At 65.6% G+C, this 15,583-nt stretch carries 14 protein-coding genes and 2 pseudogenes; all 16 read left to right on the top strand.

Features of this window, described 5'->3' with window-relative positions; translation table 11 throughout:
• Positions 1-16: 16 nt before the first annotated feature.
• Positions 17-1,114, top strand: coding sequence for a phosphate acyltransferase PlsX (gene plsX, locus ACHMXA_RS11200; RefSeq protein WP_176664448.1), 1,098 nt, complete (start codon positions 17-19; stop codon positions 1,112-1,114).
• Positions 1,114-2,091 carry a beta-ketoacyl-ACP synthase III gene (locus tag ACHMXA_RS11205; protein WP_126022640.1) on the top strand — a complete coding sequence of 326 codons (978 nt, stop codon included), beginning with the start codon at positions 1,114-1,116 and terminating at the stop codon, positions 2,089-2,091. The genes plsX and ACHMXA_RS11205 overlap by 1 nt, the downstream gene beginning before the upstream one ends.
• Before the next feature lie 60 nt (positions 2,092-2,151).
• Positions 2,152-3,106, top strand: a pseudogene (gene fabD, locus ACHMXA_RS11210) (ACP S-malonyltransferase).
• A gap of 27 nt (positions 3,107-3,133) precedes the next feature.
• Entirely contained in the window at positions 3,134-3,877 is a 744-nt protein-coding gene (gene fabG / locus ACHMXA_RS11215; RefSeq protein WP_093205043.1) for a 3-oxoacyl-ACP reductase FabG, read from the top strand.
• Between the two features lie 99 nt (positions 3,878-3,976).
• Complete coding sequence (gene acpP / locus ACHMXA_RS11220) at positions 3,977-4,216, top strand: acyl carrier protein (protein WP_007830471.1); 240 nt, start codon at positions 3,977-3,979, stop codon at positions 4,214-4,216.
• Between the two features lie 99 nt (positions 4,217-4,315).
• Positions 4,316-5,560, top strand: a complete 1,245-nt coding sequence (gene fabF, locus ACHMXA_RS11225; RefSeq protein WP_019654120.1) for a beta-ketoacyl-ACP synthase II — start codon at positions 4,316-4,318, stop codon at positions 5,558-5,560.
• A 13-nt stretch (positions 5,561-5,573) separates the two neighbouring features.
• Positions 5,574-6,056: a hypothetical protein gene (locus ACHMXA_RS11230; protein ID WP_176664450.1), complete on the top strand. Its 483-nt coding sequence runs from the start codon at positions 5,574-5,576 to the stop codon at positions 6,054-6,056.
• A 10-nt stretch (positions 6,057-6,066) separates the two neighbouring features.
• Complete coding sequence (rpoE, locus tag ACHMXA_RS11235; RefSeq protein WP_395320694.1) at positions 6,067-6,738, top strand: RNA polymerase sigma factor RpoE; 672 nt, start codon at positions 6,067-6,069, stop codon at positions 6,736-6,738.
• 17 nt (positions 6,739-6,755) lie between these two features.
• Positions 6,756-7,430: a sigma-E factor negative regulatory protein gene (locus ACHMXA_RS11240; protein ID WP_176664451.1), complete on the top strand. Its 675-nt coding sequence runs from the start codon at positions 6,756-6,758 to the stop codon at positions 7,428-7,430.
• Between the two features lie 25 nt (positions 7,431-7,455).
• Positions 7,456-8,535: a MucB/RseB C-terminal domain-containing protein gene (locus ACHMXA_RS11245; protein ID WP_176664452.1), complete on the top strand. Its 1,080-nt coding sequence runs from the start codon at positions 7,456-7,458 to the stop codon at positions 8,533-8,535.
• Between the two features lie 93 nt (positions 8,536-8,628).
• Positions 8,629-10,110 (top strand): DegQ family serine endoprotease, encoded by a 1,482-nt coding sequence (locus ACHMXA_RS11250; protein ID WP_176664453.1) that lies wholly within the window; start codon positions 8,629-8,631, stop codon positions 10,108-10,110.
• Positions 10,111-10,632: 522 nt separating this feature from the next.
• A pseudogene (gene lepA / locus ACHMXA_RS11255) lies at positions 10,633-12,445 on the top strand (translation elongation factor 4).
• A gap of 7 nt (positions 12,446-12,452) precedes the next feature.
• Positions 12,453-13,424 (top strand): signal peptidase I, encoded by a 972-nt coding sequence (gene lepB / locus ACHMXA_RS11260; RefSeq protein WP_176664455.1) that lies wholly within the window; start codon positions 12,453-12,455, stop codon positions 13,422-13,424.
• 38 nt (positions 13,425-13,462) lie between these two features.
• Positions 13,463-13,831: a DUF4845 domain-containing protein gene (locus ACHMXA_RS11265; protein ID WP_126022651.1), complete on the top strand. Its 369-nt coding sequence runs from the start codon at positions 13,463-13,465 to the stop codon at positions 13,829-13,831.
• Between the two features lie 17 nt (positions 13,832-13,848).
• Entirely contained in the window at positions 13,849-14,535 is a 687-nt protein-coding gene (gene rnc, locus ACHMXA_RS11270) for a ribonuclease III (RefSeq protein ID WP_176664456.1), read from the top strand.
• Positions 14,536-14,543: 8 nt separating this feature from the next.
• Positions 14,544-15,518, top strand: a complete 975-nt coding sequence (gene era, locus ACHMXA_RS11275) for a GTPase Era (protein ID WP_176664457.1) — start codon at positions 14,544-14,546, stop codon at positions 15,516-15,518.
• Positions 15,519-15,583: the final 65 nt, after the last annotated feature.

Raw genomic sequence — 15,583 nt, forward strand, 5'->3', positions numbered from 1 at the left:
TCGGGCCTTTGTTTTGATGGCTACGCCTTCTTTCTCCGAAAACACCGCTGCGCCTTCCGCGATCACGCTTGCCGTGGATTGCATGGGAGGTGACCATGGGCCGCGCGTCACGCTCGCGGCCTGCCGCGCGTTTCTCGAGCGGCACAGCGACGCTTCGTTGCTGCTCGTCGGCGCGCCGGCTGCGCTGGCGGGGTTCGCCGCCCACCCGCGTGCCCGCATCGTCGCCGCCAGCGAGGTCGTGGGCATGGACGACCCGGTTGAAATCGCCCTGCGCAAGAAGAAGGATTCTTCGATGCGCGTCGCGATCCAGCAGGTCAAGGACGGCGCCGCCCAGGCGGCCGTCTCGGCCGGCAACACCGGCGCCCTCATGGCGATCGCGCGCTATCTGCTCAAGACGCTCGAAGGCATCGATCGCCCGGCCATCGCGCCGCAGCTTCCGAATGCCAAGGGCGGGGCGACGACCGTGCTCGATCTGGGCGCCAACGTCGATTGCGACGCCGAAGACCTGCTCCAGTTCGCCGTGCTCGGCTCGGCCCTGGTGTCGGCGCTGACCGGCAATGAGGCGCCTTCGGTCGGGCTGCTCAATATTGGCGAAGAAGCCATCAAGGGCAGCGAAACGATCAAGAAGGCAAGCCAACTGCTGCGTACGGCTGCCAACTCCAAGGATCTGAACTTCTACGGCAACGTGGAAGGCAACGATATTTTCAAGGGCACGACCGACATCGTCGTCTGTGACGGTTTTGTCGGAAATGTGGCGTTGAAGGCCAGCGAAGGCGTGGCATCGATGATCGGCGAATTCATTCGCGTCGAATTTTCGCGGAGTGTTTTCACCAAGCTGGCGGCAATTGTTGCCTATCCGGTCCTAAAAGCGTTCAAAAGTCGCCTGGATCACCGTCGGTACAACGGCGCGGCCTTGCTGGGCCTGCGCGGGCTGGTTTTCAAGAGCCATGGCTCGGCCGACGAAGTGGCTTTCGGCCATGCTCTGGATCGCGCTTATGATGCCGCTCGCAACAACCTGCTCGATCGCGTGCGGGCCCGCATCGCCCACGCCGCGCCTTTGCTCGCACGGCAGGAACCGGCGGCGCCGGTCGACGCGACGGCCCTTCACGTTTGATGACTCCTTACTCACGCATTACCGGCACCGGCAGCTACCTGCCTCCACGCCGCGTGACCAATGACGATCTCGCCAAGGATCTGGCTACGCGAGGCATCGAGACCTCCGACCAGTGGATCGTCGAGCGCACCGGTATTCACGCCCGGCATTTCGCCGCACCGGACGTCACGAGCAGCGACCTCGGTCTCCAGGCCGCCAGGCATGCCCTGGAAGCCGCCGGCCGCAAGGCCAGCGATGTCGACCTGATCATCGTCGCCACTTCCACGCCCGACATGGTGTTCCCGTCGTCGGCCGCCATCCTGCAGAACAAGCTCGGCATCGCCGGCTGCCCGGCGTTCGACGTCCAGGCGGTCTGCAGCGGCTTCGTCTACGCGCTGACCGTCGCCGACGCGATGATCCGCACCGGCACCGCGCGCTGCGCGCTGGTGGTCGGTGCCGAAGTGTTCTCCCGCATCCTCGACTTCAACGACCGCACCACCTGCGTGCTGTTCGGCGACGGCGCGGGCGCGGTGGTGCTCGAGGCCAGCGAGGAGCCCGGCATCCTGGCCAGCGACCTGCATGCGGACGGCAAGCACGTCGGCATTCTTTGCGTGCCGGGCCATGTGTCGGGCGGCAACGTGCTGGGCACGCCGCTGCTGCACATGGACGGCCAGGCCGTCTTCAAACTCGCGGTCCGCGTGCTGGAAGAAGCGGCGCGCGCCACGCTGGCGAAGGCCGGCAAGGTCGACACCGACATCGACTGGCTCATTCCACACCAGGCCAATATCCGCATCATGGAAGGCACGGCGAAGAAGCTGAGGCTTCCGCGCGAGAAACTGATCGTCACGGTCAACGAGCACGGCAATACGTCGGCCGCGTCGATCCCGCTGGCGCTCGACGAGGCGGTGCGCTCCGGCAAGGTGAAGAAAGGCGAAACGCTCATGCTCGAAGGCGTGGGTGGCGGCTTCACCTGGGGCGCGGTGCTGTTGAATCTGTAGTTAGCTAGTGTGTTGCGGTGCCCTGGAAGGGCGCCGGCAATGCGAGACGACGCGTAAACAATGAAATCCTTTGCATTTGTCTTTCCGGGGCAGGGCTCGCAGGCAGTCGGCATGCTCGACGCCTGGGGCGATCACCCCGCAGTGGTCGAAACGCTGCGCGAAGCATCCGAGGCGCTCGGTGAAGACGTCGGCGCCCTGATCAAGAACGGCCCGAAGGAAGAACTGGCGCTCACCACGAACACCCAGCCGGTGATGCTGGTGGCCGGTGTGGCCGCATGGCGTGCCTGGCTGGCCGAGGGCGGCGCAACGCCTTCCGTCGTGGCGGGGCATTCGCTCGGCGAGTATTCGGCGCTGGTGGCTTCGGGCGTGCTGACGCTCGCGCAGGCGGCGCCGCTCGTGCGTTTCCGCGCGCAGGCGATGCAGCAGGCGGTGCCTGTCGGCGTCGGTGCGATGGCCGCGGTGCTCGGCATGGAGTCGAGCAAGGTGGTGGCTGGCTGCGCCGAGGCCACGGCGAGCTTCGGCCCCGGCAGCGCCGAGGTCGTCGAGGCGGTGAACTTCAACGACCCCATGCAGACCGTGATCGCCGGCAGCAAAGCTGCGGTGGACAAGGCCTGCGAGCTGCTGAAGGCCAATGGCGCCAAGCGAGCCCTGCTGCTGCCGGTTTCGGCCCCGTTCCATTCGAGCCTGATGAAGCCCGCCGCGGAAGCGCTGCGCGAGAAGCTGGCTTCGGTCACATTGGCCGCGCCGCAGATTCCGGTGCTGAACAACGTCGACGTCGCCGTCGAAACCGACGTCGACCGCACCCGCGACGCCCTGGTGCGCCAGGCCGCCGGCCCGGTGCGCTGGGTCGAGAGCGTGCAGGCCTTGAAACTGCGCGGTGTAGCCGCCATCATCGAGTGCGGCCCCGGCAAGGTGCTGGCCGGCATGGTGAAGCGCATCGCCCCCCGATCTGGAAGCCGCGTCGGTGTACGACCCGGCAACGCTCGCGGACACCCGACAATCGCTCGCCGGCTGACGGCGCCAAGGCTTCCATACTTTTCTTATGAGCATTCCCAAATTCGAAGGGCAGGTTGCCCTGGTCACCGGCGCGACGCGCGGCATCGGCGCGGCGATCGCGCTGGAGCTGGCCCAGCGCGGCCTCAAGGTCGTGGGCACCGGCACCACCGACGACGGCGCGGCCAAGATCACCGCCGCCCTGAGCGCCTACGACGGCCGCGGCCGTGCGCTCGACGTCAATGACGGCGCCGCCGTCGAGGCCCTGATCGACGAGATCGTGCAGGCCTACGGCGCCATCCACGTGCTGGTGAACAACGCCGGCATCACGCGCGACACGCTCGCCATGCGCATGAAGGACAGCGACTGGGACGCGGTGCTCGACACCAATCTCAAGGCCGTCTTCTCGCTCTCGCGCGCGGTGATCCGCCCGATGATGAAGCAGCGCTATGGCCGCATCATCAGCATCACCAGCGTGGTGGGCGCATCCGGCAATGCCGGCCAGGCCAACTACGCGGCCGCCAAGGCAGGCGTTGCGGGCATGACCCGCGCGCTGGCCCGCGAACTGGGCAGCCGCAACATCACCGTCAACTGCGTCGCGCCCGGTTTCATCGAGACCGACATGACGGCCAGCCTCCCCGAAGCCCAGCAACAGGCGCTGCTCCAGCAGATCCCGCTGGGCCACCTGGGCAAGCCGGCCGACATCGCGCACGCGGTGGCGTACCTCGCATCGCCCCAGGCGTCCTACGTCACGGGGCAGGAGCTGCACGTCAACGGCGGCATGCACATGTAGCCGCAAGGCGCAAGTTTTCTCCGTCCCGGGGGCACGGCAAATGCCACAATGCGCCCGGCTAAAATCCACCGATTACCTACAACCCTCAGAGGGAACCAAATGAGCGATATCGAAGCACGTGTCAAGAAAATCATCGCCGAGCAGCTCGGCGTGGAAGAGTCCCAGGTGACGAACGAAAAGGCTTTCGTGGCCGACCTCGGCGCCGACTCTCTCGACACGGTCGAACTCGTGATGGCACTCGAAGACGAATTCGGCATCGAAATTCCCGACGAAGATGCCGAGAAGATCACCACGGTGCAAAACGCCGTCGACTACGCCACCAAGAATCAAAAGGCCTGATAGGCCAGCTGACAAGATTGCAACTGCGGCCGGCGGCTTTTTCTTGAACCGCACGCGCCGGCAGGCAACTGTTCAGCGCTTCCAGAAAGGTTTGCCGGCATGACCAAACGCCGCGTCGTCGTTACCGGACTCGGTTGCATCGCTCCTGTCGGAAACACCGTTGCCGAATCCTGGGCCAACCTGTTGGCCGGGAAGTCGGGCATTGCGAACATCACCGCGTTCGATGCAAGCGCCTTCGCCTGCAAGTTCGCAGGTGAGGTCAAGGGTTTCGACATCACCCAATACATCTCGGAGAAGGAAGCGCGTCACATGGACCGCTTCATTCATCTGGGGCTTGCCGCCGCCATCCAGGCGGTGCAGGACAGCGGACTGCCGACCGGCGAAGCGCTCTCCTATGAGCAGGCCGTGCGCATCGGATGCAACATCGGCTCCGGCATCGGCGGCCTGCCGATGATCGAGGAAACGCACGGTGAACTGATGAACCGCGGCCCGCGCCGCGTGTCGCCGTTCTTCGTGCCGGCCTCGATCATCAACATGATCTCGGGCCACGTCTCGATCAAGTACGGCTTCAAGGGCCCGAACATCGCGGTCGTGACCGCCTGCACCACCGGCCTGCATGCCATCGGCACCTCGGCTCGCATGATCGAGTACGGCGACGCCGACGTGATGATCGCGGGCGGCGCCGAGTCGACCATCTCTCCGCTGGGCATCGGCGGCTTCACCGCGCCTCGCGCGCTGAGCACCCGCAACGACGATCCCGCCACGGCCTCGCGCCCGTGGGACAAGGACCGCGACGGCTTCGTGCTGGGCGAGGGCGCCGGCGTGCTGGTGCTCGAGGAGTACGAACACGCCAAGGCGCGCGGCGCCAAGATATACGCGGAAGTCGCGGGCTTCGGCCTGACGGGCGACGCGTATCACATGACCGCGCCCGACGTCGACGGCCCCCGCCGCTCGATGGCCATGGCACTGTCGAATGCGGGCGTCAATGCCGACCAGGTGCAGTACCTGAACGCGCACGGTACTTCCACGCAGATCGGCGACGTCAACGAGACCAATGCGGTCAAGCTGGCTTTCGGCGATCACGCGAAGAAGCTCGTCGTCAACTCGACCAAGTCCATGACCGGCCACCTGCTGGGCGGCGCGGGCGGCATCGAGTCGGTGTTCACGGTGATGGCGCTGCACGAGCAGAAGAGCCCGCCGACCATCAACATCTTCAACCAGGATCCGGAGTGCGATCTCGACTACTGCGCCAACGAGGCGCGCGATCTGAAGATCGACGTCGCGGTCAAGAACAACTTCGGCTTCGGCGGCACCAACGGCACGCTGGTGTTCAAGCGCGCTTGAGCGTCGCTCTGTCATGCACAGCGCGCCGTCGGTGACCTATCCGGTGGGGCGCTCGCGTGGCGCAACCCGGATCCTTGTCGTTCTCTGGGCCCTGGGCGCGCTTTGCGCGGGTGCGTCCTGCTATCTCTTCGATAGCGTCGGATGGCGCCAGCTGCTGCTCGTCCTCAGTGTCGGCTTCGCGGGTGTGGCCGCGGGCTTCGGCCTGCGGCAGGAGGGCGCCGGCGTCCTGCACTTCGACGGCCTCTTCTGGTCGCTGACGGGCAACCGCGCCTCCCGCGGAGTGCATGCGGCGCGGGCGTCAGTGGCGCTCGATTTCCAGTCGTTGATGCTGCTGTGCCTCAGCGAGCCGGGCCGCGCCCGCCGCTGGATCTGGATCGAGCAGCGGTTCATGCCGGAGCGCTGGCGCGACCTGCGTCGCGCGGTATATTCGCGCCCCCCGGCTGCCGCCCGCGCAGCCGACCCCTGGCGCGCGACCGCTCCGGCCGACGCGCCCTGAACCTTCCTCGATGACCACTTCCCCGCCCGTGCCGCCGGATTCCGGCCTGACCGACGCGCCCGCCGTGGCGCCGCGTCCGGGCGACGTCGATTTCCAGCTGGTCCAGCGCACCGTCGCGGGGGACCAGAAGGCGTTCGAGCTGCTGGTCATCAAGTACCAGCGCCGCATCGAGCGGCTGATCGGGCGGATGGTGCGCGACGTCGACCTGATCGAGGACATCGCGCAGGAAACCTTCATCCGCGCGTACCGCGCGTTGCACCAGTTCCGCGGCGAGGCGCAGTTCTATACCTGGCTCTACCGGATCGCCGTCAACACCGCCAAGAAGGCGCTGGTGGACATGAAGCGCGATCCGACCGTTTCCGAGGCCGCGCTCAGGCCTTCTTCCGAGGACGAGGATGAAACTTACCGTCCCGGAAACGAACCAACCAGCGACGAAACCCCCGAATCGGTCATGGCGGCGAACGAAATCGCCGGAGCCGTCGAGGCAGCCATGGAAGCGCTCCCCGCCGAGCTGCGTCAGGCGGTCACGCTGCGCGAGATCGAGGGCATGAGTTACGAAGAGATTGCCGAGGTCATCGATTGCCCCATCGGCACGGTGCGTTCGCGTATTTTCCGGGCGCGCGAGGCCATTTCGGCCAGGGTCAAGCCGTTGCTGGACAACCAGTCCGGCAAGCGTTGGTAAGTAAGCAGGTGAATGAAATGAATCAGACGATGACGGTTCGGGAACAGGTGTCCGCACTTGCGGATGGTCATTTGCAGGGCGAGGCGTTCGCGCAGGCGATCGAGGCTGCCTGCGCCGAAGGCGAATCGCGCGCGACCTGGCAGGCCTACCACGTGGTGGGCGACGTGCTGCGTTCCGGTTCGCATTCGCCGTGCAGCGATACCTCCGCGTTCCTGGCGCGCTTCCAACAGCGGCTGGCGGCGGAGCCGGTGATGGCGGCCCCGGTGTCGGAGCCCGTCGCCGTTCCGGTGGCGGTACCCGTGCAGCGCAGGGCGGAAGCGGCCAACGAGCCGGTGTTCCGCTGGAAGCTGGTGGCGGGCGCCGCATCGCTGATGGCTGTTGCCGCCATCAGCTGGACCCTGGTCGGCAACGGCTCGCCCGTGCAGCAGGGCGGTGCGCAGCTGGCTTCCGTCCAGCAGCAACAGCAGCCGGCCGTCAATTCGGTGCTGGCGGCTGCCGCGGTCAACGGCCCGCAGGCTGCGAGCAGTACGCTGACTCCGACGCGCGTGATCGTGGGCAACGGCAACCCGCAGGTGATGCTGCGCGACCCTCGTCTCGATCAGCTCCTCGAAGCGCACCAGCAGGCTGGCGGCGCTTCGCAGATGCCTTCCGGTTTCCTGCGCAATGCCACCTTCGAGGGCCCGACGCGCTGAGAGCGCGTACCTCCAGCTGCCCGTAATGACCGTTCCGATGCCGATTTCCGCACGCGCCTTCGTGCTTGTGTTTGCCGCTTTCTGCCTGGCGCAGGCCGCCACCGCGCAGACCCGCTCGGGCACCGCGAATGCGAAGAGCGCGGCGACGGCGCAGACGGACGAGCCGCCGGCGATGAGCGTGACCGAGTGGCTGCAGCGCATGCACACCGGCGCCCGGCAGCGCAACTACGTGGGCACCTTCGTCGTGTCGGCGCCGGGCGGCGACCTGTCGAGCGCGCGCATCTGGCATGTGCGCGACGGCGAGCACCAGATCGAACGCATCGAGGCCCTGTCGGGGCCGCCGCGCTCGACCTTCCGGCGCAACCGCAACGTCATGACCTTCCTGCCGGAGGCGAAGGTGGTGAAGGTCGAGAAGCGCGAGAACCTCGATCTCTTCCCGAACCTGCCGGACAAGCCCGATTCGTCCATCGGCGATTTCTACGACGTGCGCGCGATCGGCAAGGACCGGGTCGCCGGCTTCGATGCCGACGTGGTGCAACTGGTGCCTCATGACGGGCTGCGCTTCGGCTACCGCATCTGGAGCGAGCGCCGCTCCGGCCTGGTGGTGAAGCTCCAGACCGTCGACAGCGATTCCCGCGTGGTGGAGCAATCGGCGTTCTCCGAACTGCAGCTCGATGCACCGGTGAAGGCGCAGGCGCTCGCCCAGATGATGTCCAACACTTCGGGCTATCGCGTCGAGAAGCTCGAACTGGAGCGCAGCAGCGCGCAGGACGAAGGCTGGACCCTGCGCACGCCCGTGGCCGGATTCAAGCCCCGAAGCTTCTTCCGTCGTCCCGTGGCGGGCGACGACGGCGGCGGCAAGTCGAAGCAGGATGCGGCCACGGTCCAGTGGACCTTCTCCGATGGCCTTGCTTCGGTGTCGCTCTTCATCGAACGCTACGACCCTGCGCGCTCGCCCCGTGATGGCGTGCTGACCATCGGCGCGACCAACGCCATCCGCAGGCGCCTGCCCGAGCCTGCCAGCGACTGGTGGCTGACCGCGGTCGGCGAAGTACCCCAGCAGACGCTCAACGCATTCGCACAAAGTCTCGCGCGCACGCGCTGATGGGCTTGAGAAGCGCCAATTGCGCTGAACCAAGCCGACGGCGCAGACTCATAGACCTGTTTTTCGCCGCTCTGTTCTTTTGAAAGAAAGCCGATGATCTTCAAAGTCGAGGGACACAAGTTTCGTTCCGGCCTGATGGCCTGCGCGCTCGCGCTGACCGCCAGCGCCACATTCCTGCCGGCCGAGCCGGTCCACGCGCAGACGCGCACGCTGCCCGATTTCACCGACCTGGTCGACCAGGTCGGCCCCTCCGTCGTCAACATCCGCACCGTCGAGAAGGTGGTGCAGCGCGGCGGCAACGGCGAGATGGACGAGGAGATGCAGGAGTTCTTCCGCCGCTTCTTCGGCCAGCCGCTGCCCGGACAGCCGCGCCAGGGACCGCGCCAGAATCGTCCACAGCAGCCGCAGGAGGAAGAGCGCCCGCGCGGCGTCGGCTCCGGTTTCATCCTGACCCCCGACGGCTATGTGATGACCAATGCGCACGTCGTCGAGGACGCCTCCGAGGTGCTGGTCACGCTGCCCGACAAGCGCGAGTTCAAGGCCAAGATCGTCGGAGCCGACAAGCGCACCGACGTCGCCGTCGTGAAGATCGAGGCGACCGGCCTGCCGGCAGTGAAGGTCGGCGACATCTCCAAGCTGCGCGTGGGCGAATGGGTGATGGCCATCGGCTCTCCGTTCGGACTCGAGAACACCGTCACCGCCGGCATCGTGAGCGCCAAGCAGCGCGACACCGGCGAGTACCTGCCGTTCATTCAGACCGACGTGGCCATCAACCCCGGCAACTCGGGCGGTCCGCTGATCAACATGCGCGGCGAGGTGGTGGGCATCAACAGCCAGATCTACTCGCGCTCGGGCGGGTTCATGGGCATCTCTTTCTCGATCCCGATCGACGAGGCGATCCGCGTGAGCGACCAGTTGCGCACTTCGGGCCGCGTCTCGCGTGGCCGCATCGGCGTGCAGATCGACCAGGTCACCAAGGACGTGGCCGAGGCCATCGGCCTGGGCAAGGCGCAGGGCGCGCTGGTGCGCGGCGTCGAGGCGGGCTCGCCGGGCGAGAAGGCGGGTGTCGAGCCGGGCGACGTCATCACCAAGTTCGACGGCAAGCCGATCGAGAAGCCGAGCGACCTGCCACGCCTGGTGGGCAACACCAAGCCGGGCACGAAGAGCACGCTCACGGTGTTCCGCCGCGGTGCCTCGCGCGATCTCAGCGTGACCATCGCCGAGATCGAGCCTGACAAGCCCGGCAAGCGCGCGAGCGACCGCGACGAGCAGCCACAGAAGCCGCCGGCATCGGCTGCTGCCAAGTCGCTGGGCCTGGCCGTGAGTGATCTGACCGATGCGCAGAAGAAGGAGCTGAAGGTCAAGGGCGGCGTGAAGGTCGATGCCGCCAGCGACGCCGCGGCCCGTGCGGGCCTGCGCGAGGGCGACATCATCATGGCGGTCGGCAATGTCGAGGTGTCGAATGCGCGCGAATTCGAGTCTGCCGTTGCCAAGTCCGACAAGGGCAAGTCGCTCAGCATCCTGTTTCGGCGCGGCGACTGGGCGCAGTACGCGCTGATCCGGCAGACACGCTGATCCGGCCCTGGCGTCAAGTGGCCCCACCCGGCAGTCGGGTTTGGGGCCGTTTTTTTGAGGTGTTTACGACGTTCTGACGCCGGCCTCTAAAAAAATCGGAGGCGTCGAAAATGCCTGATTTTGTTTGCGTTCACTAACTTTCAGAAGGCCTAAGGACGGATTTCGGTAGAATAGGACACCCTCGGCGGCTGGTCGGCGCATAAAGAATGGCCCGGCCTTCACGATGCGAGATGTCAGATGGCAGTCCACCGGTGCTCCACAGATCGCCCACAAGTTGTTCAGTAACTGCTTCACCGATCCTGTTGATAACCTGTTCATATCTTTGATGTTGTGGACCTGCAACGACCCCTTTGGACCCCGTTCCTGGATGTACGCGCTTCCCTTTTTGCCTACAATGAAGCTCCAACTACTGCAGTTGCCATTGCTTGTTGGTTCAGGGCGCGTCTCCAGAAGACGCGCCCTTTTTTCTTGCCTGTCGCACTCTGCGTACGAGCCAATTCAAGTACTTAAGCGTTCCCGTTGATGAATCACATCAGAAATTTCTCGATCATTGCGCACATCGACCATGGCAAGTCGACGCTCGCAGACCGTTTGATCCAGCGTTGCGGCGGCCTCGCGGAACGCGAGATGGAAGCGCAGGTTCTCGACTCGATGGACATCGAAAAAGAGCGTGGGATAACCATCAAGGCACAGACCGCGGCGCTGCACTACAAGGCGCGCGACGGGCAGGTCTACAACCTCAATCTGATCGACACGCCGGGCCACGTCGACTTCTCGTATGAAGTGAGCCGTTCGTTGTCTGCATGCGAAGGCGCGCTGCTCGTCGTCGATGCATCGCAAGGCGTCGAAGCGCAGACGGTGGCCAACTGCTACACCGCGCTCGACCTCGGCGTCGAGGTGGTGCCGGTGCTCAACAAGATCGATCTGCCCAACGCGGACCTCGACAACGCGCGCACCGAAATCGAAGACGTGATCGGCATCGACGCGACCGATGCGATCCCGTGCTCGGCAAAGACCGGCGTGGGCATCGACGAGATCCTCGAAGCCATCGTCGCGCGCATGCCCGCGCCGCGCGGCAACGCCGATGGCCCGCTGCGCGCGATGATCGTCGACAGCTGGTTCGACCCGTACGTCGGCGTCGTCATGCTGGTGCGCGTGGTCGATGGCCGCCTCGTGAAGGGCGATCGCATCAAGATGATGGCGTCCGGTGCGATGTACAACGCCGACAGCATCGGCGTCTTCACGCCGGCCAACGAACCCCGCAATTCGCTCGAAGCGGGCGAGGTGGGCTACATCATCGCGGGCATCAAGGAGCTGCAGGCGGCCAAGGTCGGCGACACCGTCACGCTGATCAAGCCAGGTACCGGCGGCGCCGCGGCAACGGCGACCGAGGCGCTGCCCGGCTTCAAGGAGATCCAGCCACAGGTGTTCGCGGGCCTCTACCCGACAGAGGCGAGCGAGTACGACTCGCTGCGCGACGCGCTCGAGAAGCTCAAGCTCAACGATTCGTCGCTGCGCTACGAGCCCGAGGTGAGCCAGGCGCTCGGCTTCGGCTTCCGCTGCGGCTTCCTCGGCCTGCTGCACATGGAAATCGTGCAGGAGCGCCTGGAGCGCGAGTTCGACCAGGACCTGATCACGACCGCGCCGAGCGTGGTCTACCAGGTGGTCAGGAACGACGGCGAAGTGATCATGGTCGAGAACCCATCCAAGATGCCCGAGGTCGGCAAGATGGCGGAAATCCGCGAGCCGATCGTCACCGTGCACCTCTACATGCCGCAGGAATACGTCGGCGCCGTCATGACGCTGGCCAACCAGAAGCGCGGCGTGCAGATGAACATGGCCTACCACGGCCGCCAGGTCATGCTGACCTACGAGATGCCGCTCGGCGAGATCGTTCTCGACTTCTTCGACAAGCTCAAGTCGGTGAGCCGCGGCTACGCCTCCATGGACTACGAGTTCAAGGAGTACCGCGCGTCCGACGTGGTGAAGGTCGACATCCTGCTGAACGGCGACAAGGTCGACGCGCTGTCGATCATCGTGCACCGCACCCAGTCGCAGTACCGCGGCCGGGCGGTGGTCTCGAAGATGCGCGAGATCATTTCGCGCCAGATGTTCGACGTGGCGATCCAGGCCGCCATCGGGGTCAACATCATTGCGCGTGAGACAATCAAGGCCCTTCGCAAGAACGTTCTGGCGAAGTGCTACGGCGGCGACATCACCCGCAAGAAGAAGCTGCTCGAAGAAGCAGAAGGCGGGCAAGAAAAGAATGAAGCAGATCGGCTCCGTCGAGGTCCCGCAAGAGGCCTTCCTCGCCATTCTGCAAGTCGAAGACTGATCGAAAAATGGCATTCATCACCTCCCTGGTCCTCGCGGCCTTCGCCGCCTATGTCGGCGCCTGGTACTTCAACGCGATCGAAGGCAACTTCGCCTTGCTGCTGTTCCTGGCCACCGTGATCACGGGCCTCTACTGGCTGGCCGAGCGCTTCTACTTCCTGCCCCGGCGCGAGCAGGCCGCCGCAAAGCTGGAGGCCTCGCTGATCGACCGCAATGCGCGCCTGGCCGAGCAGGGCATCAAGCAGGTCGACACGGCCGATGCGAAGGCGAGCGAGCGCCTGCTGATGCAGCCCTGGTGGCTCGACTGGACCGCCGGCCTGTTCCCGGTGATCCTGGTGGTGTTCCTGCTGCGCTCGTTCCTCTACGAGCCCTTCAAGATCCCGTCGGGTTCGATGATGCCGACGCTGCTGACCGGCGACCTGATCCTGGTCAACAAGTTCACCTACGGCCTGCGCCTGCCGGTGGTCAACACCAAGATCACCGAAGGCACGCCGCTGGCGCGCGGCGACGTGGTGGTGTTCCGCTACCCGCCCAAGCCGAGCATGGACTACATCAAGCGCGTGGTCGGCGTTCCCGGCGACGAGGTCGCCTACCTGAACAAGAAGCTCACGATCAACGGCCAGCCGGTTTCCAAGAGCCCGGCCGCCGACTACCTCGACAGCGAGTCGATGCGCCTGCTCAAGCAATACGACGAGAAGCTGGGCGACAAGGAGCACAAGATCCTCAACGACGAAACCACGCCGTCGTTCATTCCCGGCGCGGGTGGTTTCAACTTCCCGGGCATCGAGAACTGCCGCTACACGGCCGAAGGGGTGGTCTGCAAAGTCCCGCCCGGCAACTATTTCATGATGGGCGACAACCGCGATAATTCGGCCGATTCGCGTTTCTGGGGCTTCGTGCCGGACAAGAACATCGTGGGCAGGGCCTTCTTCGTCTGGATGAACTTCGGTGACCTGGGACGCATCGGTCCGTTTCAATAAGCAATAGCCAACAAGCTTGGTTCGAGGGGTATGAGGGCATGAGAGCACATCGGTCCGTTCGCAGCAGCGCTGCGCAGCAACGTGGCATTTCGTTCATCGGCTTGGTGTTCGTCGCAGCCGTGCTCGGGTGCCTGGGCGTGGTCATCGCGCAGGTCATCCCGACGCTGATCGAGTGGCAGGCCATCGACAAGGCCGCCAACAAGGCCAAGGAGGGCACGACCGTGCCCGAAGTGCGCGCCATCTTCGATCGGGCCCAGGCCATCGACGACTTCAAGTCGGTCAGCGGCAAGGACCTCGAGATCAAGAAGGTCGGCGACAAGGTGGTGGTTTCGTACTCGTACGAGCGCGAGATCCCGCTCTTCGGCCCGGCCTACCTGACGCTCAAGTACAAGGGCGAAACCCGCTGAACACGGCACCCAAAAAGGTGGACGGCAGCCTGGCCGCGTTGCAGGCGCGCCTGCAGCACACCTTCTCCGATCCGCGGCTGCTGCAGCTCGCGCTCACGCACCGCAGCTTCTCGGCCGACCACAACGAGCGCCTCGAGTTCCTCGGTGACTCGGTGCTGAACCTGGCTGTATCGCACCTGCTCTACATGCGCCTGTCGGCCCTGCCGGAGGGCGACCTGTCGCGCGTGCGGGCCAACCTCGTCAAGCAGGACACCCTGCACCGCCTGGCCGTGGGGCTGGCGCTGTCGCCGCTGCTGCGGTTGGGCGAGGGCGAGGCCCGTTCGGGCGGTCCGAACAGGCCATCGATCCTGGCCGACGCGCTCGAGGCGCTGATCGGCGCGGTGTATCTCGACGCCGGTTTTGCCGCCGCCCAGGCGCTGGTGCACCGGCTCTACGAGTCGGTCGAGATCAACCCGCGCATGGAAGCCGCGGCCAAGGACCCGAAGACCGAATTGCAGGAATGGCTGCAGGGTCACAAAATGAAGCTGCCGGTGTACCGCGTGGCCGCCACACTGGGCGCAGCGCACAAGCAGACTTTCGATGTCGAGTGCGAAGTGCCCGAACTGGGCCTTCGCGAACGCGGCATCGGCGGCTCGCGCCGCGCCGGCGAGCAGGCTGCCGCGGCGGCCATGTTGATCCGGCTCAAGGCACGCGGCGGCGCGTGAAATCCAGAATGAACGACGCTATCAATCCCGTAGCGGAACCCGAAGACGCCGAAGGCGGCGAGGGTACCGCTGGTCCCCAAGGCCCCCAGCACTGCGGCCTCATCGCCATCGTCGGCAAGCCCAACGTGGGCAAGTCGACGCTGCTCAACGCCCTGGTCGGCCAGAAGATCAGCATCACCTCGCGCAAGGCGCAGACCACGCGCCACCGGATCACCGGCATGCGCACGCTGGGCGCCACGCAGTTCGTGTTCGTCGACACGCCGGGTTTCCAGACCCTGCACGCCAACGCGCTGAACAAGTCGCTCAACAAGACCGTGCAGGGCGCGGTCGGCGACGTGGACCTGATCCTGTTCGTGGTCGAGGCCGGCAGCTTCACGCCGGCCGACGAGCGCGTGCTCAAGCTGCTCGGCAAGGGCATTCCGACGGTGCTGCTGGCCAACAAGCTCGACAACGTGCACCGCCGCGGCGACATCGCTCCCTGGCTCAAGAGCATGCAGGAGAAGCACGAGTTCGCCGAATACGTGCCGATGTCCGCCAAGAACCCGAAAGACGTCGAGCGCCTGTTCGGCATCTGCGAGAAATACCTGCCCGAGCAGCCCTGGTTCTACGACGAGGACGAGCTGACCGACCGCAGCGAGAAATTCCTCGCCGGCGAACTGGTGCGCGAGAAGCTTTTCCGCCTCACCGGCGACGAGCTGCCCTACACCTCGACCGTCGTCATCGACAAGTTCGACGAGGAGCCGCCGCAGAAGAAGGGCCAGAAGCGCCTGCTGCGCATCGCCGCCACCATCGTGGTCGAGCGCGACGGCCACAAGGCCATGGTGATCGGCGACAAGGGCGAGCGCATCAAGCGCATCGGCATGGAAACCCGCGTCGAGCTCGAGAAGCTGGCCGACGCCAAGGTGTTCCTCGAGCTGTGGGTGAAAGTACGTTCGGGCTGGGCCGACGACGAAGCCCGCGTGCGCTCGTTCGGCTATGAATAGGCAAACCCCCAGGCTTGCTCGCTTCGCGTAGCCGCCAACCCCCTTTCCGGGGGCAACGCGCGCGG

This window comes from Variovorax sp. UC74_104 (assembly GCF_044055375.1).
In the GTDB taxonomy this organism is placed as follows: domain Bacteria; phylum Pseudomonadota; class Gammaproteobacteria; order Burkholderiales; family Burkholderiaceae_C; genus Variovorax.